Raw genomic sequence first — 19,113 nt, 5'->3', positions numbered from 1 at the left:
TGCAATCTCAGGATGCTTCCCATCTCCTTGGGAGTCAGCCATGGTACCCTGTACTCCATTTGGAGGAAACCGCGCATGACGCGCACTGCGCTGTGGCTCATTGGCGTGTTCGCCCTGATTGCAGCCGCCTGCATCGCCTTCGGCGCCTACTTCTCGTCCATCACGCTGGTGAAGGCATACCGATCAGCGGTTGAGGCGCGATTCGCCGTCACCGCCGAGCGGCTGGGCGCGGTGGTGGAGAGGGCGGCCTCCCTTGGCATCGCGCCGGCGGCGCAGGCCACCCTGCCGGCCCTTCTGGAGCGGGAGGCGCGCATCGAGCCGGCGCTCACCTCCATTGATTTCGTGGACGAGCACGGGGCGGTGGTGTTCTCCAGCGATGCGGCCCGCGTTGGCACGCACGCGGACGCGGCGCAGCCCCATGCGGTGCGCCGCGCGGTGCGCAACGATCTCGACGAATCCATCGGCCGGGTGGTCATGCGCTATGATCCCCAGGTGCTCGCGCAGGGGGAGGACGCGCTGCGGCGCGACCTGTGGCGAATCGCCTGGCCGGCGCTGGCCGGCGCCTGCCTCGCCACCATCGCCGTGGGGCTGCTGCTGGCGGCGGCCCTGCGGCGGGCCGCCCGCCGCGCCCGCGATCCCGCCTGCTGGCCGCCGGCGGCGCGCGCCGCCCTCGCCGAGGCCGAGGCGGTGCATGCGCTGGCCGCGCATGGCGCGCCGGCCGCTGGCGCAGGCTTCGGAAAGGACGGCCGATGATCGGGCTTCGCGGGGGAATCACCGTCGCCATCGCTTTCATCCTGTGCGCGGCGCTGGCGCTCATCGCCTGGGGCGCGCACCGGGCGGCCGAGCACACCATCGTTCCCGCCATCCTGGTGAAGGCGGAGAGCGTCGGCCGTTCCGCGGCGGCGCTGGTGGAGCGGGCGGACGCCGCCGGCATTCCCCTCGACCGCATGGTGGGGGTGGGCCCCTATTTCGACGAGCTCCGGGCCGCCAATACCGAGTTCGCGCAGATCGACCTGTCGCTCGCCGGCGGCGGGGGCACCCGTTCCGGCGATGCCGCCCGGCTCGACGCGCCCACCGTGGTGCGCGTTCCGGTGATGCGGGACGGCGCCGCCGTGGGCGAGATCGCCATCACCATCGATCCCTCGGTGGTGTGGGCGCAGGTGGCGGCGGTGCTGGTGGATGTCGCCTTCATCGGCGTGGTGGCGCTGCTGGTGGCGCTGGAGCTGGTGGCGCTGGTGGTGGGCACCCGCGGCATCGAGGCCATGGCGGCGGTGGAGCAGCGGGTGCGCGCCCTCGCGCGGGGGCGCCTCTCGCTTTACCGCAGCGGTGCCGGAACCGAGGCCGAGGGGCTGGTGGCGCCGGTGGATGCGCAGGTCGCCCGCCTCGGCGCCTCTCACGAGGCGGCCCGCGAGAGCGCCCGCGCCCGCGGCGACGCGGCGCTCGCCGCGCGCCTCGACGCGCTTGCCGCCCGCACCGGCATCGGCGGCGTGGAGGCCGGCGAGAGCGGGCTCGCCGGGGCCATCCGCCCCGCCTTGTTCCTGTTCATGCTCACCGAGGAATTGACCCGTCCCTTCCTGCCGCGGCTGGCGCAGTCGCTGGCGCCCGCCGGCGGCGGGCTCGGCCCCGACACAGCGGCGAGCCTACCTATCGTCGCCTTCATGGCGGTGGTGGCGCTGTGCCAGATTCCGTTCGCGGGCCTTTCCGAGCGGCTCGGGCGCCGCTCCGGCTTCGTGCTCGGCGCTGCGGTGGCGGCCGCGGGCTATGCCCTTTCGGCCCTGAGCGCCGATTATTTCCTCTTTCTCGCCGCCCGCGTCGTCGCGGGCGCGGGCTATGCGCTGGTGTTCGTCTCGGCCCAGGGGCATGTGGTGGACCACTCCCAGGGCGCCGGGCGCAGCGCGGCGCTGGCCGTGTTCGTGCGCGCGATCATGGTGGCCTGCCTGTGCGGGCCCCCCATAGGCGGCGTCATCGCCGATCGCCTCGGGCCCTCGGCCGCGCTCGGCGCCTCTGCCGTCCTGGCGCTGGTGGCGCTCGCGGTGGCGCTGCTGGTGGTGCCGCGGGCGCCACGCCGGGCCGCGCACGTGAAGGTGGGTTTCGCGGAGCTGGCGCAGGCGGCCCGCGCCCCGCGGCTGATGGCGCTGCTCCTGGGCTGCGCGTTCCCGGCCAAGCTGCTGTTCGCGGCCCTGTGCCTGCTGCTGGTGCCGCTGGAGCTGCAGCGCCAGGGCTATTCGGCGGCGGCTATCGGCCGCTTCCAGATGATCTATCCGCTGCTCATGGTGGTGGCGGTGCCGGTGTTCGCGGCGCTGGCGGACCGGCTGCAGGCGCGCGCCACCTTCGTGGTGGCGGGCGGGCTGGTCGCCGGGCTCGGGGCGCTGGTGATGCCGCTCCATCCCTCGGTGGGGCTGATCGTGTTCGCGCTGGCGATGCTGGGCCTCGGGCAGGCGCTTTCCATTGCCTCCCAGTCGGCGCTGGTGGCCGACACGGCGGCCAATCGCGGGTTCAGCCCGGCCGGCGTGCTGGGCCTGTTCCGGCTGGTGGAGCGCTCCGGCAACGCGGCCGGGCCGGCGGGAGCCGGCATTCTGATGGCGGCGATCGGATTTTCCTTTACAACCGGCTTGATGGGCGCAGTGGTTGTGGCGGGGGCGCTGGTATTTGCGCTATCCGGGCAGCGTCTCGCCCCGTCAGGCCCGCGCCGCGCCACCCGCGCGGCCTCCTCGGAAGGGAGCCCCGTATGATGGATCGTCGTACCCTTCTCTCCCTGGGGCTCGGGGCTGGTGCCGCCGGGCTCCTCGGCCGGGCCGCGCGCGCCGAGCGGCCGGAGGGGGCCTTTCGCATCCTGATGCTGACCTTCCGCGGCGAGACCGACGTGGAACGCGGCTTCCGCGACTATTTCGCCGCCAACGAGATCGCGGTGGACTTCCTGACCCGCGACGTGGAGCGCGATCCGGCGCGGGTGCGTCCCATCCTCGACGAGGTGCTGCCCAGCTTCAAGCCGGACCTCATCTACACCTACGGCACGCCCAACACCCTGGCCGTGGTGGGCCCCTATGACGCGCCGGCGGACGCCCCCTTTGTGCGCGACATTCCCGTGGTGTTCGCCCTGGTGGCGGCGCCGGTTCAGGTGAAGATCGCGCCCTCGCTCGCCTCCTCCGGCCGGAACGTCACCGGTGCCGTGCACGTGGTGCCCACCGACGTGCAGATGCGCGCCATGCAGAGCTACCGGGCGTTCCAGAAGGTGGGCGTGATCTATTCGCCCAACGAGAGCAACTCGCTCGCCATCGTCGAGGAGATGCGCGCCTTCTGCAAGGGCATCGGCGCCGAGGTGCTGGAGCAGCCGCTCGCCATGCAGGGCACCCGCGCCATCGGAGACGGGGTGGAGGATTTCGTGCGCGGGCTGAAGGAGAAGGGCGCCGACTGGCTCTACCTACCGGCCGATACCTTCCTCGCCTCCATCTTCCGCCGGGTGGGGCCCGCCGCCATCAGCGCGCGGCTGCCCACCTTCGGCGCCACCGAGTTCTTCCTGCGCGAGGGGCAGGGGCTGGTGGGACTCGTCAGCCGCTATTATTCCGTGGGCCAGCTCGCCGGCTCCAAGGCCGCCGAGATCCTGGTGGAGCGCGTGCCGCCCCAGAAGATCCCCATCGAGACGCTGAAGCGCTTCGCCCTCATCATCAACATGTCGGTGGCCAAGCAGCTCGGCGTGTATCCGCCCATCGCGATGCTCAACTACGCGGAAGTGATCACGTGATCATGGCTCTCAGCGCTGCCCAACCGATGCCCTCCATCCGTTCCCGCGAGCTCGGCCCCGACGATCTCGACGCCATGGAGGCTCTGCACCGCCTCTCCATCGGCCCGGTCGCCCGGCCGGAGGTGGTGAAGCCCGAAAGCCGCGCCTATTTCGAGGGCATCCTCGCCGGGCGCGGACGCACCATCGGCCTGTTCGAGGGCGCGGATCTCGTCGCCTACGGCATCCTCCAGCACGACCATACGCCCGAGGACGGCCCGCACCGGCTGCTGCGCCTGCCGGCCGGCACCCCCGTGGGGCGGCTCGCGGGGGCCTCCGTGCACCCGGATTACCGTGGCCACGGGCTGCAGCGGATGACCATCGCCGGGCGGGTGGCCATCGCCCCGCGCGACATGGTGCTGTTCTCCACCGCGGCGCCGGTCAATCCGGGCAGCTGGTCGAACCTGCTCTCGGGCGGCTTCCCCATCGTGGGGATCGAGCTCTTCTTCGGCGGCTACGCCCGCTACGTGATGCTGCGCGACGGCTCCCGCCACGATCCGGGGGCGGTGGTGGTGGCCGATCCGCTCGATTTCGAGCGGCAGAGGGCGCTGTTCGCCGAAGGCTGGCGCGGCTATGCGCGCACGCGCCTGCCCAGCGGCGCCGTGGGCGTGATGTTCGCGCGGCCGCTGCCGGCGGACGCCTGAAGACCGCGTGCTGCCCCAGCAACCCCGAAGCATTTTTACAATTCAACGGGACGCGGAAATGCCTTAGACTGCATTTCGCGGGTGAAGCGAGAGGCGAGCCGCCGTTTATGCAGGCGCGCGGCGGCCCCAGTTCGAAAGTGCTGCGGGAATGAAGACCAAAAACTCATCGCGGGCGACGGAAACCGCCCCCATTGTCCCGATCGCCCGCCTCGCTTTCGCGCGGAGGACCGCCGTTTCGCGGGCGCCCCGCGCGGCGGGCACCGCCTGCGATGCCCCCACCTGAGCAGCGGCCATGATCACGACCCCCGCCGCCGATACCCTGATCTCTGCGCTGCGGGTCGGCGCGGATATCGCCTCCATCTCGGAGGTCACCTCCTGGCTCGGCGACATGGCCGAGCAGGAGGGCTGGCCGCAGGCCATGCGTTTCGGCCTCGAGCTTTCGCTTGAGGAAGCGCTCACGAACGTCATCTCCTACGGCTTCGACAAGGTGGCGCACGACCCGTCCATCCGCGTCGAGGTCCACCGGATGCCGGGCGGGCGGGTGGCCGTGCAGCTCATCGACAACGGGGTCGCCTTCGATCCCACCACCATCGCGGAGCCGGAGGCGGTGGCGGCCATCGAGGATGCCAGGATCGGCGGCCACGGCGTGCAGCTCATGCGCCACTTCATGGAAAGCCTCGCCTATCGCCGCGAGGATGGCGAGAATCACCTCACCATGGTGGCGGCGCCGGCCGCGCATTAGGGCGCTTCCGCGCGTCGGTGTCGTAGCCCGGAGGGCCTCGGATGCTGTCGGCCTTGTCATGCGCCCTTCACCCAGCGTGAGGTGTCCCTTCGCATCAAACCCGCGGGGAACGAGGCGCCCGATGGCTTCGCGCGATGTCGCAGAAGTGTCATGAAGCGCGGCTATGAGAGCCTCTTCACATCTGAAGCGCTGTGCTGCGTGTCTCTATCCGCCGTGGCGGTTTCGCCGCCGGGCCGCGTGGAATGCCGGGCTGGCGCGGAGGCCCGCCGCTCGGGCACGGGGGACACGGGCCAGGTGCCCATGACGCGCTCATGATGATCTTGGCGGGAATTCTCGCGGGCCTTGGGCTGCTGTTCGTCGGCCTCAAGACGCTTTCGTCGCACCTCCAGCAGGCCACCGGCCGCGGCGTGCGGCACCTGCTGCGCAGCGCCACGCGATCTCCCTTGACCGGCCTCGTTTCCGGCAGCCTCGCCGGCGCGGCCACCCAGTCCAGCAATGCGGTGGCCATCATCTGCGGCAACCTCGTGCGCGGCGGCGTGTTCACCACGCGGGATGCCATTCCCGTTGTGGCGGGCGCCAACGTGGGCACCGCCGCGCTGGTGTTCATCGCCGCCATCGATTTCCGGCTGGTGATCTTCTACCTGTTGGCGCTGGTGGGGTTCGGCTTCCAGCTCCGGCTCGACCGCCGCCCCGCCTGGCGCGAGTGGATGGGCGTGGCGCTGGGGCTGGCGCTGGCGCTGCTGGGGCTCGACTTCATCAAGCAGGGGCCCCGCGCCATCGATCCCGCGGCCCTGGCGGCGTTCCTCGATGCCGGGCTCACGCCCTGGGTGGGCTTCGCGCTCGGCCTCGTGGCGGCGGCCCTCAGCCAGTCCTCCTCCACGCCCACCATCCTGGTTCTGGCCTTGCTGCAATCGGCGGTGATGGGGCTCGATTCCGCTTTCTACGTGGTGCTCGGCGCCAACCTGGGCTCCGGCCTCGCCACCCTGGTGGCCGCCGGGGGGCTCGAAGGCACGGGGCGGCAGCTCTGCTATGCCCATATCCAGGTGAAGCTCATCGGCTGCGTGGTGGTGCTGGCGGTCTGGCTCGGCGCCGGGCTGGCGGGGGGCGATCCGGCGGCCGCGCTCTCCATCCTCGGCGGAGGCAAGGCGGCGCTGTCGCTTTCGCTGCTGTTCCTCGCCCTGCAACTCGCCGGTGCGGTTCCGGTGGCCTTCGCGCGGACCACCGCGGAGGCGATTGCCATCCGCTTCAGCCCGCCGACGCTGGAGGATGGCGCCTCGCGCCCGCGCTATGTCCATGATCGCGCCCTGGAGGCGCCGGCCACCGCGCTCGACCTTTCGGAGAAGGAGATCCGGCGGCTGATCCAGCTTCTGCCCACCCTGCTGCCGGACCTCGACGTGGATGAGGCGCCGGGCGCGGGCGAGCGGCTCGCCCTGTGGCGCGGCGCGGCCTCCATCGCCCGCACCACCGAGGGCTTCCTCACCGATCTCATCGGCCGCGCGCCGGAGCGCGAGACCCTCGACATCGCGCTCCAGCAGCAGGCGCTGGTGGAGATGATCCGCGTGCTGCAGGACACGCTGCACGATTTCGCGGAGGTGGTGGAGAGCTATGACACGCCGCCCCAGCTCGCCTTCAACCTGTCCGAATCGCTGCGGGTGATCGTCCTGTCCCTGGCGGACGCCGAGGGCGCCGACGACTATGAGGTGATCGCCACGCTGACCGCGGACCGCAGCGAGCTGCTGACGCGCATTCGCCGCAGCCTGGTCGGGGCGAGCATCGGCACGGGCGAGGACGCGCGCCGCCTTCTGCTCGCCACCAGCCTGTTCGAACGCGCGATCTGGCTGATCCGCAGAACCGCCGTGGCGTTGCGCCCGGTCGCGAATGACGATAATGCCAGTGACGAAATGATGTCAGCGGAGCGGGACGGCATCCATGCACATTGAGCGTGAGCAGGTGGACGGCGAAATCCTGCTGAAGGTGGCCGGGCGGCTCGATACGCCGAACGCCAAGCCGTTCGAGACCAGCCTGATGGACGTGGTCTCCATGAGCGACGGCGCCATCGTCGTCAATCTCGCCGGGGTGGACTATGTCTCCTCCTCCGGCCTGCGCGCCCTGCTGGTGGCGGGCAAGGCCATGCGCAACGCCAAGCGCCGGCTGGCGCTCACCTCGCTTCAGCCGCAGATCCGCGAGGTGTTCGACATCTCCGGTTTCTCGACCCTGTTCGAGATTTCCTGACCGGGCCTTCCAAGCTCTTGCGTTGACGTGTTTTCCTCACGCGAAGCGGTTTCCGCTTCGCGTGAGGCCGCTCCAGCCTCACGGCGTCGCCACAGGCGCCCACAGCACGTCCTCGATGCGCCGGGCGCCGGTGGCCAGCATCGCCAGCCGGTCGAAGCCCAGGGCGCAGCCGGCGGCATCCGGCATCTGCGCCAGGGCGGCCAGGAAGTCCTCGTCGAGGGGATAGCGCTCGCCGTAGAGGCGGCTCTTCAGCTCCATCTCGTGGGTGAAGCGCCGGCGCTGCTCGGCCGGATCGGTGAGCTCGCCGAAGGCGTTGGCCAGCTCCAGCCCGCAGGCATAGAACTCGAACCGCTCGGCGAAGCGCGGGTCCTCCGGCTTCGGGCGCGCGAGGGCGGCCTCGCTCAGCGGGTAGTCGCACAGGAAAGTCGGGCGCCCCATGCCCAGGTGGGGCTCCACCCGCTCCACCAGCACCTTCGAGAAGATATCGGCCCAGCCGTCGTCCGCCGCCACGCGGATGCCGGCCGCGCGCGCGGCCGCGGCCAGCGGCGCCGGGTCCGCGGGAATGCCGGGGGCGGGCAGGGTGGCGGGCAGGTCGATGCCCGCGTGCCGCGCGAAAGCCTCGGTGAGGGTGAGGCTTTCCGGCTCCGCGAATGGATCGCACGCCGCGCCGCGATAGGCGAAGGCGCCGGCGCCCCCGGTGCGGGCAGCGAGCCGCAGCAGAGCGGTGCAATCCTCCATGAGGTCCGCGCAGGAGGCGCCCGCGCGGTACCATTCCAGCATGGTGAACTCCGGATGGTGGGCCATGCCCCGCTCCCGGTTCCGGAACACGCGCGCCAGCTCGAAGATGCGCGGCTCGCCCGCCGCCAGCAGCTTCTTGGCGGTGAATTCGGGCGAGGTGCGCAGGTGGAGCGGCCGGCGGCCGCCGTCGGGGGCGGTGATCTCGGTCGCGAAGGCGTGCAGGTGCGCCTCGTTGCCGGGCGAAACCTGGAGGATGGGTGTCTCCACCTCCATGAAGTCCCGCTCCAGGAACCAGGCCCGCGTTGCGGCCGTGATGCGGCCCCGCGCCAGGAGGAAGGGGCGGCGGTCGGCATGGACCTCCCGGTCCCACCAGGGGCTTTGGCCGGAGCCAGATACCAGTTTCACGGGGAAACGTCCTTCACAAGCCGGATTGGGCATCCGAAACGCCGTGGCGAGGGTGGCGCTCGGCGTCAAGATGGGTATGGTGCGCGCCGACGAAGATAAGCGGCGTGCCGCCGCGAAAAGTTCGAGGAAGACGCGACGTGGTCAAGGTCATCGCCAGCTCCCTGCGCAAAGGCAACGTGGTCGATATCGACGACAAGCTCTATGTGGTGCTCACCGCCGAGAACATCCATCCCGGCAAGGGCACGCCGGTCACGCAGCTCGACATGCGCCGCATCTCCGATGGCGTGAAGATCTCCGAGCGCTACCGCACCACCGAGCAGGTGGAGCGCGCCTTCGTGGAAGATCGCCCGCATACCTTCCTGTACGAGGATTCGGAAGGCTACACCTTCATGAATCCCGAGAGCTTCGAGCAGCTGACGGTGTCCAAGGAAGTGATGGGGGACCTTGCCGTGTACCTCCAGGAAGGCATGGAATGCATGCTTTCCACGCACAATGGCAATCCCATCGCTATCGAGCTGCCGGCGCGCGTCACCCTGGAGATCGTGGACACCGAGCCCACCGTGAAGGGGCAGACCGCCTCCTCCTCCTACAAGCCGGCCGTGCTCTCCAACGGCGTGCGCACCATGGTGCCCCCGCATGTCGCCGCCGGCACCCGCGTGGTCGTGATGACCGTCGACGGCTCCTATGTGGAGCGCGCCAAGGACTGAGGGTGTCCTCCGCCGTCGCCCCCACCTGTGGAATGACGGCGAGACCCTTCGTTCCCGCGCCCTAAGCCTAAAGGCCCAGGGAACTTTCGCCCCCGCCGCCCGTTGAGCGGGAAAACGGCTGAAGCCCGCCGATGCCGCCCCGCCAGATGCCGGGGCGGGCCGGAGGGGAGGCCGGAAAAGGACCTGTCGCGCGCCTGTGCCGCGGCCGGTTGGCGAAAGGCGTGACGACATGGATCTCGCGGGATTGCGGGTGCTCGTCGTGGAAGACGAGTTCCTGGTCGCCCTGGGCCTCGAAGGCGAGCTGCGCACCCTCGGGTGCGATGTGGTGGGCCCCGTGGCCAGCCTATCGGCGGCCATGGCCGCCGCTCGCAGCGAGGGCCTCGACGCGGCGCTTCTGGACGTGAGCCTCGGCAGCGAGAGCGTTTTCCCCGCCGCGGTGGTGCTGGCGGATCGGGGCGTGCCCTTCGTGTTCTGCTCGGCCTTTACCGGGCGTGAGCCCATGCCGCGCGCCTTGGCGGACCGGCCCCGCGTCGCCAAGCCCTTCACCGGTCGCATGATTGCGGATGCCCTCGTCACCATCGTGAACGGCAATGCGGGAGAAGATGGCCTTTCAGCCGGCTCCGGTGACGGTCGCGCCGACGCGGCGCACCTGCCCGCCCCGGAGCGTTCCTAGAGCAATTCCAGCGAAAGTGTGCAGCGGTTTCGCGTCCGGAATTGCGTCAAATCAATAAGTTAGAGCAATTCCAGCAAAAGTGCGCAGCGGTTTCGCGTCCGGAATTGCCTCAAATCAATAGGTTAGGGCAATTCCAGCGAAAGCGTGCAGCGGTTTTGCGCGGGGAATTGCGGCAGAGCCAGGATTGAGCGCATTTTCAAGAGAAGTGGGTCCCGGCTCACGCAAAGAAAATGCGCGATATCGAAAACCCAGAATGATTGCCGCGAGCCGATGCGAGCGGAAAACGATCGACGGCGCGGCCAAGAGAAGCCAGAGCGCCTGACAATGCGCCCGGCCAATTCGTTGAGGTGGCCGGATCGGGACGGCGGCTTCGCGGCGGTGGGAGAGGGGACGACCCGTTTGGCCGGATGGTTCCCCTCCGGCTTTCACTGCGTGCGGCAATCTGGAAATGCTGATTGAGATGGAGAGCCCGGAGGCGGGCCGTCGGCCCGCCCGGTGTCCTCGCTTGGCCGTCAGGCCTCGCCTTCCGGCTTGGCCTCGGGCGCCGGGGCCTCGGCCTTGGGGCCGCCGCGGGCGACGCCCACCATGGCCGGACGCAGCACGCGCTCGCCGATGACGTAGCCCGCCTGCACCACCTGCACCACCGTGCCGTTGGGCACGGACGGGTCCGGCACCTCGAACATGGCCTGATGAAGGTTGGGGTCGAACTTCTCGCCGCGCGGCTCGATGCGGCGGATCTTGTGCTTTTCCAGAGCCTGGGCGAGGCCGCGCTCGGTGATCTCGATGCCTTCGAGCAGCGCCTTCACGGCGCCCTCGGCCTGGTCCTTGGCCTCGTCATCCACGGCCGAGAGCGCGCGGTTGAGGTCATCGGCGACCGTCAGCATGTCGCGGGCGAAGGAGGCGATGCCGTAAACCTTGGCGTCGGCGATTTCCCTGTCGGCGCGGCGGCGCACATTCTCGGCCTCGGCGAAGGCGCGCAGATACTTGTCCTTCAGCGCGGCGATCTCCGTTTCCAGGCGCTCCTTCTCGGCCTGGAGAGAGGGCTCGGCGGGAGAGCCCGCCTCGGGAGCGCCCGCCTGGTTGAGCCCCGTGTCCTCGATGCCGTCGCCGGTCTCCGGCGCGCGCGTCTGCTCGCTCATCCGGTCTTTCCTTTTTGGCTGGAGAAGGTCCGTGCGGACCTGCCGTTGATCCCACGGCATATCGGAGCGTGGAGGGCAAAAATCAAGCCTGCGCGATCAGATGGGGACGCGCCATCAGGCCGCGTCGCCCCCTCCCGGCGCGCCGAGCACCCGGCTCACGAGGCGGGCGGTGAAGTCCACCATGGGCACGATGCGCCCGTAATTGAGCCGCGTCGGCCCGATGACGCCGAGCACGCCCACCACCCGCCCCTGGCCATCGCGATAGGGCGCGACGATGGTGGAGGAGCCGGACAGGGAGAACAGCCGGTTCTCCGAGCCGATGAAGATGCGCAGCGCCTGCGCCTCCTCGGCGCGGCCCAGGAGGTCCACCACCTCGCGCTTCGATTCGAGGTCGTCGAACAGCAGGCGGATGCGCTCCAGGTCCTCCAGGGCATGAAGGTCCTCCAGCAGCTTCGCCTGCCCGCGCACGATGAGCTTGCGCTCGGCCGGGTCGTCGCCGGACCAGGAGGCGAGCCCATCCTCCACCACCCGCGCGGTGATGGCGTCGAGGTCGCGCCGCAGCTCGGCGAGCAGGCTCTCCATCTCGGCCCGCGCCTCCGCCAGGGTGCGGCCGCGGATGTGGGCGTTGAGGAAGTTTGTCGCTTCCGTGAGTGCGGACACGGGCAGCCCCGGCGGCAGCGCCAGGGCCCGATTCTCCACCTGCCCGTCCTCGGAGACGAGGATCACCAGCGCCCGGCCGGGGTCGAGGGGCACGAATTCCACATGCTTCAGGCGCGGGTCGGTCTTGGTGGCGGTGACCACGCCCGCCCCGCGCGCGAGGCCGGAGAGCAGGGTGGAGGCCTCCTGCAGCACGCCTTCCACGGTGGTGTTGCGGGCGGCCGCCACCACCTGGGTCTCGATGCTGGTGCGGTCGCGCTCGTTGACGTCGCCAACCTCCATCAGCGCGTCCACGAAGAAGCGCAGTCCGCGCTCCGTGGGCAGGCGCCCGGCGCTGGTGTGGGGGGCGTAGATGAGGCCCGCCGCCTCCAGGTCCGCCATCACGTTGCGCACCGAGGCGGGCGAGAGCGTCATGGGGATGAGGCGGGAGAGGTTGCGCGAGCCCACCGGCTCGCCGGTGGCGAGATAGCTCTCCACGATCTGGCGGAAGATCTCGCGCGCGCGGGCGTCGATCTGCGCCAGGGCGCCGGAGGAGAGGGAGAAGAGAGGATCGATCGCCACGGATGCGCACGCCTTTCAGGTGCCGTCCCGCACGCGGCGGCCGCGGGGCGGGTGGCTTTCCTATATGTGTCGCCTCCCGCCCTTCGCTTCAAGCGTGTTGCGGCCGTCCCGCCCTTGCGGTTTGCGCCCCGCGGCTCCAAAAGGAGCGCCCGAAGCGAGAGACATGAAGGAATACGCCATGCGCCCCAGCAAGCGCGCCAGCACCGAGATGCGCGCCGTTTCATTCGAGCGGGGCGTGATGCGCCACGCGGAAGGCTCCTGCCTCGTGAAGTTCGGCGACACCCACGTGCTGGTTTCCGCCACCCTGGAGGAGCGCCTGCCGCCGTGGCTGAAGGGCCAGGGCCGGGGCTGGGTCACCGCCGAATATTCCATGCTGCCTCGCGCCACCCATGACCGCACCCGGCGCGAATCCACCACCGGGCGCCCCTCCGGCCGCACCCAGGAGATCCAGCGCCTGATCGGCCGCTCCCTGCGCTCGGTGACGGATCTCGTCGCCATGGGTGAGAAGCAGATCACCGTCGACTGCGACGTGCTCCAGGCCGACGGCGGTACCCGCACCGCCTCCATCACCGGCGCCTGGATCGCGCTCCACGACTGCCTCTCCTGGATGCGCGCGCGCTCCATGATCCGCGAGATGCCCCTGAAGGAGCACGTGGCGGCGGTCTCCTGCGGCATCTACGAGGGCACGCCGGTGCTCGATCTCGACTACGCCGAGGATTCGGTGGCCGAGACCGACGCCAATTTCGTGATGACCGGCTCCGGCGGCATTGTCGAGATCCAGGGCACGGCCGAGAAGACCCCGTTCTCGCAGGATGAGCTTCTCTCCCTGCTCGGCCTCGCCCGCAGCGGGGTGGAGCATCTGGTGGAGCTGCAGAAGAAGGCGATCGCCTGATGGCTCACCGCATCCTCACCGGGCGGCTCGTGGTCGCCACCCACAATCCCGGCAAGCTCATCGAGATGCGCATGCTGCTGGAGCCCTTCGGGGTGGATGCGGTCTCCGCCGGCGAGCTCGGCCTTGCCGAGCCCGAGGAAACCGCCGAGACCTTCGAGGGCAATGCCCGGCTGAAGGCCGAGGCGGCGGCGGGCGCCGCGCGGCTGCCCGCCTTCGCGGACGATTCCGGCCTCGTGGTGGATGCGCTCGGCGGCGCGCCGGGCATCCACACCGCCCGCTGGGCGGGGCCGGACCGCGACTTCGAGATGGCCATGGAGAAGGTGCAGGCCGCGCTGGAGAAGGCCGGCGCCACCGCGCCCGCGCAGCGCCGGGCGCGCTTCGTCTCGGCCCTGTGCATCGCCTGGCCGGACGGGCACCTGGAGGAATTCAGGGGCGTGGTGGAAGGCACGCTGGTGTGGCCGCCGCGCGGCGCCAAGGGCTTCGGCTACGATCCCATGTTCGTGCCCGAGGGCCACACCCGCACCTTCGCGGAGATGACGGCGGAGGAGAAGCACTCCATGCCCCCCAGGGGCTTCGGCCTGTCGCACCGCGCCCGCGCCTTCCTGCAGCTCTCCCAGGCATGCCTGAAGGCGTGACGGCGGAGACGGCGGACTTGGGCGCGGCTTCCCGCTCATCGCGCGCGACGCCCCCGCTGCCGGGGGAGGGGGCGGACGCGCCTGCCGATGGCGGCTTCGGCGTCTATGTGCATTGGCCGTTCTGCCTCGCCAAGTGCCCCTATTGCGACTTCAACTCCCATGTGCGGCGCGAGGCGCCGGACCAGGAGCGCTTCCTTGCCGCCTACCGGCGGGAGATCGCCCACATGCGCGCCCTCACCGGTCCCCGGCGGGCGGAGACGGTGTTCTTCGGGGGTGGCACGCCCTCGCTGATGACGCCGGAGACGGTGGGCGGCATCCTCGAGGCCATCGATGCGGCATGGCCGCTCGCCGTCGGCGCCGAGATCACGCTGGAGGCGAACCCCACCTCTGTGGAGGCCGCGCGCTTCCACGGCTACGGGGCGGCGGGGGTCAACCGCGTCTCCCTCGGCGTGCAGGCGCTGCAGGACGACGACCTGAGGAACCTCGGCCGCATGCATACGGTGGAGGAGGCGCTGAAAGCGGTGGGCATCGCCCGCGCGGCGTTCCGGCGGGTGTCGTTCGACCTCATCTACGCCCGCCCGCGCCAGACGCCCGAAGCCTGGGCGCGGGAGCTGGAGCGGGCGCTCGCCGAGGGCTGCGAGCACCTCTCGCTCTACCAGCTCACCATCGAGCCCGGCACGCCCTTCGAGCGGCTCTACGGCGCCGGCAAGCTGCTGCTGCCCGACGATGACCTCTCCCGTGCCCTGTGGGACGTGACGCAGGAAGTGACCGCCGCCGCCGGCCTTCCCGCCTACGAGATCTCCAACCACGCCCGGCCAGGCGCCGAGGCGCGGCACAATCTCGTCTACTGGCGCTATGGCACCTATGTCGGCATCGGCCCCGGCGCCCACGGACGCATCGCGGTGGAGGGCGAGCGCCGCGCCACCTATGTGGAGAAGATGCCGGACGCCTGGCTCGCACAGGTGGAGCGTGCCGGCCATGGCATCGTCAGCGACGAGCCGCTCTCGCGCCCCGAGCAGGCGGACGAGATGCTGCTCATGGGCCTGCGGCTGAAAGAGGGGGTGGACCTCGACCGCCATGCCCGCCTCTCCGGGCGGCCGCTCGCGGAGGCGGGCATCGCCGCGCTGGAGGAGCAGGGGCTCGTGATGCGCCGCGGCCCCCGGCTGATGGTGACGGCCGAGGGCTTCCCGGTGCTCAACGCGGTCATCGCCGCGCTTGCGAGGGACTGACGCCGAAGGCCCGTGAGCGTGATGCCCGGGCCTTCAGCCAACCTTCGCGGCATGTGAGCCGCCCCGGTATGGAAGGAGCGGCGCCCCTTCCGCTCATTCCGGACGCCACGCCCGCAGCAGCAGAGCATTGGTGATGACGCTCACGGACGAGAGCGCCATGGCCGCCGCAGCCACCATGGGCGACAGCAGCAGCCCGATGACCGGATAGAGGATGCCCGCCGCGATGGGCACGCCCGCCGCATTGTAGACGAAGGCGAACAGCAGGTTGCGGCGGATGTTCGCCATGGTTGCCCTGGAGAGCGAGCGGGCGTGGCAGATGCCGAGCAGGTCGCCCTTCAGCAGGGTGATGCCGGCGCTCTCCATGGCGATGTCCGTGCCCGTGCCCATGGCGATGCCCACGTCGGCCACCGCCAATGCGGGGGCGTCGTTCACGCCGTCGCCGGCCATGGCCACCACGTGGCCCTCCTTGCGCAGGCGCTCCACCACGGCGGCCTTGTGGTCGGGCAGCACCTCGGCTTCCACCTCCTCGATGCCGAGGCGCTTGGCGACCGCGAGAGCGGTGGTGCGGTTGTCTCCGGTCAGCATCACCACGCGCACGCCGTCGCGGGCGAGGCGCTTCAGGGCGGCGTCGGTGGTGGCCTTCACCGGGTCGGCGACGGCGATGACGCCGGCGGCGTGGCCGTCCACCGCCACCAGCACGGCGGTGGCGCCCTCCTTCTGGTAGCGTTCGGCGGCGGCGGTGAGGTGGTCGGTGTGCACGCTGTGCTCGCCCAGGAAGGCGGCGTGGCCGATCACCACGGTGCGGCCCTCGATGGCGCCGGAGATGCCCTTGCCGGCCGGGCTCTCCACGCCCGAAGGCTCCGCAAGGGCAAGCTCGCGCGCCTTCGCCTCGGCCACGATGGCGGCGGCGAGGGGATGCTCGCTGGAGCGCTCCAGGCTGGCGGCGAGCCGCAGCACGTCGTTCGGCTCGAAGCCGCGCAGGGGCTGGACGGCCACCACCTTCGGCTTGCCCTCGGTGAGGGTGCCGGTCTTGTCCACCACCACCACGTCCACCTTCTCCATGCGCTCCAGCGCCTCGGCATTCTTCACCAGCACGCCGAGCTGGGCGCCGCGCCCCACGCCGACCATGATGGACATGGGCGTGGCGAGGCCGAGCGCGCAGGGGCAGGCGATGATGAGCACCGAAACGGCGGCCATGAGCGCGAAGGTGAGGCTCGGCTCCGGCCCCACCGCCAGCCACACGGCGAAGGCCACGGCGGCGGCCGCCACCACCGCCGGCACGAACCAGCCGGAGACCTGATCGGCGAGGCGCTGGATGGGCGCGCGCGAGCGCTGGGCGGCGGCCACCATCTGCACGATCTGCGAGAGGACGGTGTCGCGCCCCACCTTGTCGGCCCGCATCACGAAGGCGCCGGAGGAATTCACGGTGCCGCCGATGACGCGCTCGCCCGGCTCCTTGGAGGCGGGCATGGCTTCGCCGGTGACGAGGCTTTCGTCCACCACCGCGCGGCCCTCGGTGACGACGCCGTCCACCGGCACCTTCTCGCCGGGGCGCACGCGCAGCAGATTGCCGGGGGCGACGAGATCCAGCGCCACCTCCGCGTCGGTGCCGTCGGCACGGATGAGGAGGGCGGTCTTGGGGGCGAGGGAGAGCAGCGACCTGATGGCGCCGGAGGTGCGGTCGCGCGCCCGCAGCTCCAGCACCTGGCCGAGCGCCACCAGCACGGTGATGACCGCCGCCGCCTCGAAATAGACCGCGACCGCCCCGTCATGGGTGTGGAACTCGGCCGGGAACAGGCCAGGCACGAAGGTGGCCACCAGCGAATAGGCATAGGCCACGCCCGTGCCCATGCCGATCAGGGTGAACATGTTGAAGTTGCGCGTCTTCAGTGACAGCCATGCGCGCTCGAAGAAGGGCTTGCCCACCCACAGCACCACCGGGGTGGCCAGCAGGAACTGGATATAATTCGAGATCTGCTGCGGCAGCAGGTGCAGGCCCAGCAGGTGCTGGCCCATCTCCAACACGAACACGGGCAGGGTGAGCGCGAGGCCGATCCAGAACCGGCGGGTCATGTCCTGCAGCTCGTGGTTCGGGCCCTCGTCGAGGGTCACGAGCTCGGGTTCCAGCGCCATGCCGCAGATGGGGCAGATGCCGGGACCCACCTGCCGGATCTCGGGGTCCATGGGGCAGGTGTAGATGGTGCCCTCGGGCACCTCGGCGGGCGGCGGGGGCGCCTTCTCGCCGGTGTAGACGGCGGGATCGGCCTTGAACTTGGTCTCGCAGGAGGATGAGCAGAAGAAATAGGTCTTGCCGGCGTGGCGGGCGGCATATTTCGCGCTACCCGGCTCCACGCTCATGCCGCAGACGGGATCGATGACCGGGGCGAGATACTGCTCCGGGTTGGCATCGAACTTGGTCTTGCAGCCGTTGCAGCAGAAATGGAAGCTCTTGCCGTTGTAGGTGCTGCTCGGCTTTCCGGCCTCGGGGGAAGGGTCCACGTCCATGCCGCAGACGGGGTCCTTCACCTTGGCGGAGGCGGGGGCCGCCGCGTGGGCGGAGTGGTCGTGCCCCGCATGGTCGTGCTTCGCATGGTCATGCCCGCCGCAGCAGGCGCCGGCCTTGGGTGCGGCATCCGCCGCCGCAGGCAGCGCGAGCGGAGCCGGCGCGTTGGCGATGGCGCGCGCCGGGTCCGCATCGAATGTCGTCTTGCAGCCTTCGCAGCAGAAGAAATAGGCTTTGCCCTCGAAGCTGCTGGTCGGCTGCCCGGCGGTGGCGGGAACCTTCATGCCGCAGACCGGATCGATGGCGGTCGCCGCCGGCGCGGCCTTGCCGCCGCAGCAATCGGAGGCGCCGGTCTGTTCGGGTGTGTGGGCCATGGCCGTGTCCTCTCGGCTCTCGCAAAGCGGGGCGAAGCCTCGGCCCATCCGCCCCTCGCGGCCTTGAGCTGGCTCACGCCCGGAAGAATTCAAATCAATCCTACACCCCCAGGGGGTATGTGGCTTGTTCAATATACCCGATGGGGGTATATGGCAAGGCATGCGCAGCCCGACGAAGGAACAAGTCCAGAAGCGCCTGAGCCGCATCGAGGGCCAGGTGCGCGGCCTCTCTCGTATGGTGGAGGAGGACCGTTACTGCATTGACGTGATCACCCAGATCTCCGCTGTCCGCGCCGCCCTGAAGCGGGTGGAGGAGGAGGTGCTGCGCGATCACGTGGGCCATTGCGTGGAGCACGCCATCCGCTCCGGCGACGCGGAGGACCAGCGCCGCAAGGTGTCCGAGCTGATGGCCGTCATCATGCGCTCCGAGCGATAGGGCGCTTCTGGCGGGGCCGGTGCCGGCCGGCGGGGGAAGTCGCGGAAGTTCAGGGGGGCGTCGCATGGGCCGGGGCGCGGCTTGAGCGCTCGCGCCGGGAGAGGCATCTTTGGCGCGCGCATGCCGTGGGGCATGCGCGCTCTCCCATGAGCGGGCGCGCGGCTTGCGCGGGAGAGGCGTGGCCGGGGTATCGCGGCCGGGGCCGCTCAGGCTGCCGCGACCGGCTCCAGGAAGATCAGCTCGCTCTCGTCATAGGGCCGGCGCTCCAGCTCCCGGAAGCCTTCCGGAACGGCGAAGGCGCCGGTGCGCTCCTCCACCACCAGCAGCGCCGCGGGTGCGAGCCATCCGCCGGCGCGCGCCGAGGCGAGGGCGGCCTCCGCCAGCCCCTTGCCGTAGGGCGGATCGCAGAACACGAGGGTGTAGGGCTCGCCGGGGCCGAGCCTGGTGGCATCGCGCCGGAATATCCTGGTGACGCCGGTGAGGCCCAGGGCCTCCACATTCTCCCGGATCACGCCCCGCGCGCCTGCGGCCTCCTCCACCATCAGCGCGAAGCGCGCCCCGCGCGAGAGCGCCTCGATGGCCAGCGCCCCCGTGCCGGAGAAGAGATCGAGCACCCGCGCGCCCTCGCAGGGGTCGTCATAGGCGTGGGCGAGCACGTTGAACAGGCTCTCGCGCAGCCGGTCGGAGGTAGGGCGCGTGGCGCTGGAGGGGGGGCCCTTCAGCACCCGCCCCTTCAGCGTGCCGCCGACGATGCGCATGGCAGGCCCC

18 protein-coding genes are annotated in these 19,113 nt (G+C 70.6%); 13 read left to right on the top strand and 5 right to left on the bottom strand.

What is annotated here, in order from left to right; genetic code table 11:
• Nucleotides 1-75: 75 nt before the first annotated feature.
• From V5F75_RS19165 to V5F75_RS19135, 7 genes are all read left to right on the top strand, one after another.
• Nucleotides 76-753 (top strand): hypothetical protein, encoded by a 678-nt coding sequence (locus tag V5F75_RS19165; RefSeq protein ID WP_394035117.1) that lies wholly within the window; start codon nt 76-78, stop codon nt 751-753.
• Nucleotides 750-2,732, top strand: a complete 1,983-nt coding sequence (locus V5F75_RS19160; RefSeq protein WP_394035116.1) for an MFS transporter — start codon at nt 750-752, stop codon at nt 2,730-2,732. The genes V5F75_RS19165 and V5F75_RS19160 overlap by 4 nt, the downstream gene beginning before the upstream one ends.
• Nucleotides 2,729-3,742 carry an ABC transporter substrate-binding protein gene (locus V5F75_RS19155; protein ID WP_394035115.1) on the top strand — a complete coding sequence of 338 codons (1,014 nt, stop codon included), beginning with the start codon at nt 2,729-2,731 and terminating at the stop codon, nt 3,740-3,742. The genes V5F75_RS19160 and V5F75_RS19155 overlap by 4 nt, the downstream gene beginning before the upstream one ends.
• 2 nt (nt 3,743-3,744) lie before the next feature.
• Nucleotides 3,745-4,422, top strand: coding sequence for a GNAT family protein (locus V5F75_RS19150; protein WP_394035114.1), 678 nt, complete (start codon nt 3,745-3,747; stop codon nt 4,420-4,422).
• Between the two features lie 292 nt (nt 4,423-4,714).
• Nucleotides 4,715-5,164, top strand: coding sequence for an ATP-binding protein (locus tag V5F75_RS19145; protein WP_394035113.1), 450 nt, complete (start codon nt 4,715-4,717; stop codon nt 5,162-5,164).
• A 311-nt stretch (nt 5,165-5,475) separates the two neighbouring features.
• On the top strand, nt 5,476-7,104 hold the full coding sequence (locus tag V5F75_RS19140; protein WP_394035112.1) for a Na/Pi symporter: 1,629 nt from the start codon (nt 5,476-5,478) through the stop codon (nt 7,102-7,104).
• On the top strand, nt 7,094-7,396 hold the full coding sequence (locus V5F75_RS19135) for an STAS domain-containing protein (protein WP_394035111.1): 303 nt from the start codon (nt 7,094-7,096) through the stop codon (nt 7,394-7,396). Before V5F75_RS19140 ends, V5F75_RS19135 begins: the two co-directional genes overlap by 11 nt.
• 78 nt (nt 7,397-7,474) lie before the next feature.
• Here V5F75_RS19135 and epmA read toward each other — a convergent pair whose 3' ends face one another.
• On the bottom strand, nt 7,475-8,572 hold the full coding sequence (epmA, locus tag V5F75_RS19130) for an EF-P lysine aminoacylase EpmA (RefSeq protein WP_394035110.1): 1,098 nt from the start codon (nt 8,570-8,572) through the stop codon (nt 7,475-7,477).
• Nucleotides 8,573-8,676: 104 nt separating this feature from the next.
• Here epmA and efp point away from each other — a divergent pair, with 104 nt between their 5' ends.
• Nucleotides 8,677-9,246: an elongation factor P gene (efp, locus tag V5F75_RS19125; RefSeq protein WP_394035108.1), complete on the top strand. Its 570-nt coding sequence runs from the start codon at nt 8,677-8,679 to the stop codon at nt 9,244-9,246.
• A gap of 229 nt (nt 9,247-9,475) precedes the next feature.
• Nucleotides 9,476-9,919 carry a response regulator gene (locus V5F75_RS19120; RefSeq protein ID WP_394035107.1) on the top strand — a complete coding sequence of 148 codons (444 nt, stop codon included), beginning with the start codon at nt 9,476-9,478 and terminating at the stop codon, nt 9,917-9,919.
• 512 nt (nt 9,920-10,431) lie between these two features.
• On the opposite strand, the gene grpE is transcribed toward V5F75_RS19120, so the two are convergent.
• Together grpE and hrcA are read right to left on the bottom strand one after the other, a co-directional pair.
• Complete coding sequence (gene grpE, locus V5F75_RS19115) at nt 10,432-11,058, bottom strand: nucleotide exchange factor GrpE (protein WP_394035106.1); 627 nt, start codon at nt 11,056-11,058, stop codon at nt 10,432-10,434.
• 114 nt (nt 11,059-11,172) lie between these two features.
• Complete coding sequence (gene hrcA, locus V5F75_RS19110) at nt 11,173-12,276, bottom strand: heat-inducible transcriptional repressor HrcA (RefSeq protein WP_394035105.1); 1,104 nt, start codon at nt 12,274-12,276, stop codon at nt 11,173-11,175.
• Nucleotides 12,277-12,454: 178 nt separating this feature from the next.
• Between hrcA and rph the strand changes: the two genes are divergently transcribed.
• From rph to hemW, 3 genes are read left to right on the top strand one after another with little or no spacing between them, the layout of a single operon-like run.
• Nucleotides 12,455-13,168: a ribonuclease PH gene (rph, locus tag V5F75_RS19105; protein ID WP_394035104.1), complete on the top strand. Its 714-nt coding sequence runs from the start codon at nt 12,455-12,457 to the stop codon at nt 13,166-13,168.
• Nucleotides 13,168-13,803: an RdgB/HAM1 family non-canonical purine NTP pyrophosphatase gene (gene rdgB / locus V5F75_RS19100; RefSeq protein ID WP_394035103.1), complete on the top strand. Its 636-nt coding sequence runs from the start codon at nt 13,168-13,170 to the stop codon at nt 13,801-13,803. Before rph ends, rdgB begins: the two co-directional genes overlap by 1 nt.
• Before the next feature lie 17 nt (nt 13,804-13,820).
• Nucleotides 13,821-15,032 (top strand): radical SAM family heme chaperone HemW, encoded by a 1,212-nt coding sequence (gene hemW / locus V5F75_RS19095; RefSeq protein WP_394035102.1) that lies wholly within the window; start codon nt 13,821-13,823, stop codon nt 15,030-15,032.
• Nucleotides 15,033-15,125: 93 nt separating this feature from the next.
• Here hemW and V5F75_RS19090 read toward each other — a convergent pair whose 3' ends face one another.
• Nucleotides 15,126-17,909: a heavy metal translocating P-type ATPase gene (locus tag V5F75_RS19090; RefSeq protein WP_394035101.1), complete on the bottom strand. Its 2,784-nt coding sequence runs from the start codon at nt 17,907-17,909 to the stop codon at nt 15,126-15,128.
• Nucleotides 17,910-18,069: 160 nt separating this feature from the next.
• Between V5F75_RS19090 and V5F75_RS19085 the strand changes: the two genes are divergently transcribed.
• Complete coding sequence (locus V5F75_RS19085; RefSeq protein ID WP_394035100.1) at nt 18,070-18,345, top strand: metal-sensitive transcriptional regulator; 276 nt, start codon at nt 18,070-18,072, stop codon at nt 18,343-18,345.
• Between the two features lie 206 nt (nt 18,346-18,551).
• Here V5F75_RS19085 and rsmD read toward each other — a convergent pair whose 3' ends face one another.
• Nucleotides 18,552-19,103, bottom strand: a complete 552-nt coding sequence (gene rsmD / locus V5F75_RS19080) for a 16S rRNA (guanine(966)-N(2))-methyltransferase RsmD (protein ID WP_394035099.1) — start codon at nt 19,101-19,103, stop codon at nt 18,552-18,554.
• Between the last annotated feature and the right edge of the window lie 10 nt (nt 19,104-19,113).

Origin of the sequence: Xanthobacter albus (genome assembly GCF_043194895.2) — a bacterium.
Taxonomy (GTDB): Bacteria; Pseudomonadota; Alphaproteobacteria; order Rhizobiales; family Xanthobacteraceae; genus Xanthobacter.
This window is presented reverse-complemented; position numbering and strand designations above follow the sequence as displayed.

Excerpts from the sequence above, each read along its gene's own strand:
- V5F75_RS19165 (WP_394035117.1), top strand. The coding sequence starts at position 76 with ATGACGCGCACTGCGCTGTGGCTCATTGGCGTGTTCGCCCTGATTGCA.
- V5F75_RS19160 (WP_394035116.1), top strand. The coding sequence starts at position 750 with ATGATCGGGCTTCGCGGGGGAATCACCGTCGCCATCGCTTTCATCCTG.
- V5F75_RS19155 (WP_394035115.1), top strand. The coding sequence starts at position 2,729 with ATGATGGATCGTCGTACCCTTCTCTCCCTGGGGCTCGGGGCTGGTGCC.
- V5F75_RS19150 (WP_394035114.1), top strand. The coding sequence starts at position 3,745 with ATGGCTCTCAGCGCTGCCCAACCGATGCCCTCCATCCGTTCCCGCGAG.
- V5F75_RS19145 (WP_394035113.1), top strand. The coding sequence starts at position 4,715 with ATGATCACGACCCCCGCCGCCGATACCCTGATCTCTGCGCTGCGGGTC.
- V5F75_RS19140 (WP_394035112.1), top strand. The coding sequence starts at position 5,476 with ATGATGATCTTGGCGGGAATTCTCGCGGGCCTTGGGCTGCTGTTCGTC.
- V5F75_RS19135 (WP_394035111.1), top strand. The coding sequence starts at position 7,094 with ATGCACATTGAGCGTGAGCAGGTGGACGGCGAAATCCTGCTGAAGGTG.
- epmA (WP_394035110.1), bottom strand. The coding sequence starts at position 8,572 with ATGCCCAATCCGGCTTGTGAAGGACGTTTCCCCGTGAAACTGGTATCT.
- V5F75_RS19120 (WP_394035107.1), top strand. The coding sequence starts at position 9,476 with ATGGATCTCGCGGGATTGCGGGTGCTCGTCGTGGAAGACGAGTTCCTG.
- grpE (WP_394035106.1), bottom strand. The coding sequence starts at position 11,058 with ATGAGCGAGCAGACGCGCGCGCCGGAGACCGGCGACGGCATCGAGGAC.
- rph (WP_394035104.1), top strand. The coding sequence starts at position 12,455 with ATGCGCCCCAGCAAGCGCGCCAGCACCGAGATGCGCGCCGTTTCATTC.
- rdgB (WP_394035103.1), top strand. The coding sequence starts at position 13,168 with ATGGCTCACCGCATCCTCACCGGGCGGCTCGTGGTCGCCACCCACAAT.
- V5F75_RS19090 (WP_394035101.1), bottom strand. The coding sequence starts at position 17,909 with ATGGCCCACACACCCGAACAGACCGGCGCCTCCGATTGCTGCGGCGGC.
- V5F75_RS19085 (WP_394035100.1), top strand. The coding sequence starts at position 18,070 with ATGCGCAGCCCGACGAAGGAACAAGTCCAGAAGCGCCTGAGCCGCATC.
- rsmD (WP_394035099.1), bottom strand. The coding sequence starts at position 19,103 with ATGCGCATCGTCGGCGGCACGCTGAAGGGGCGGGTGCTGAAGGGCCCC.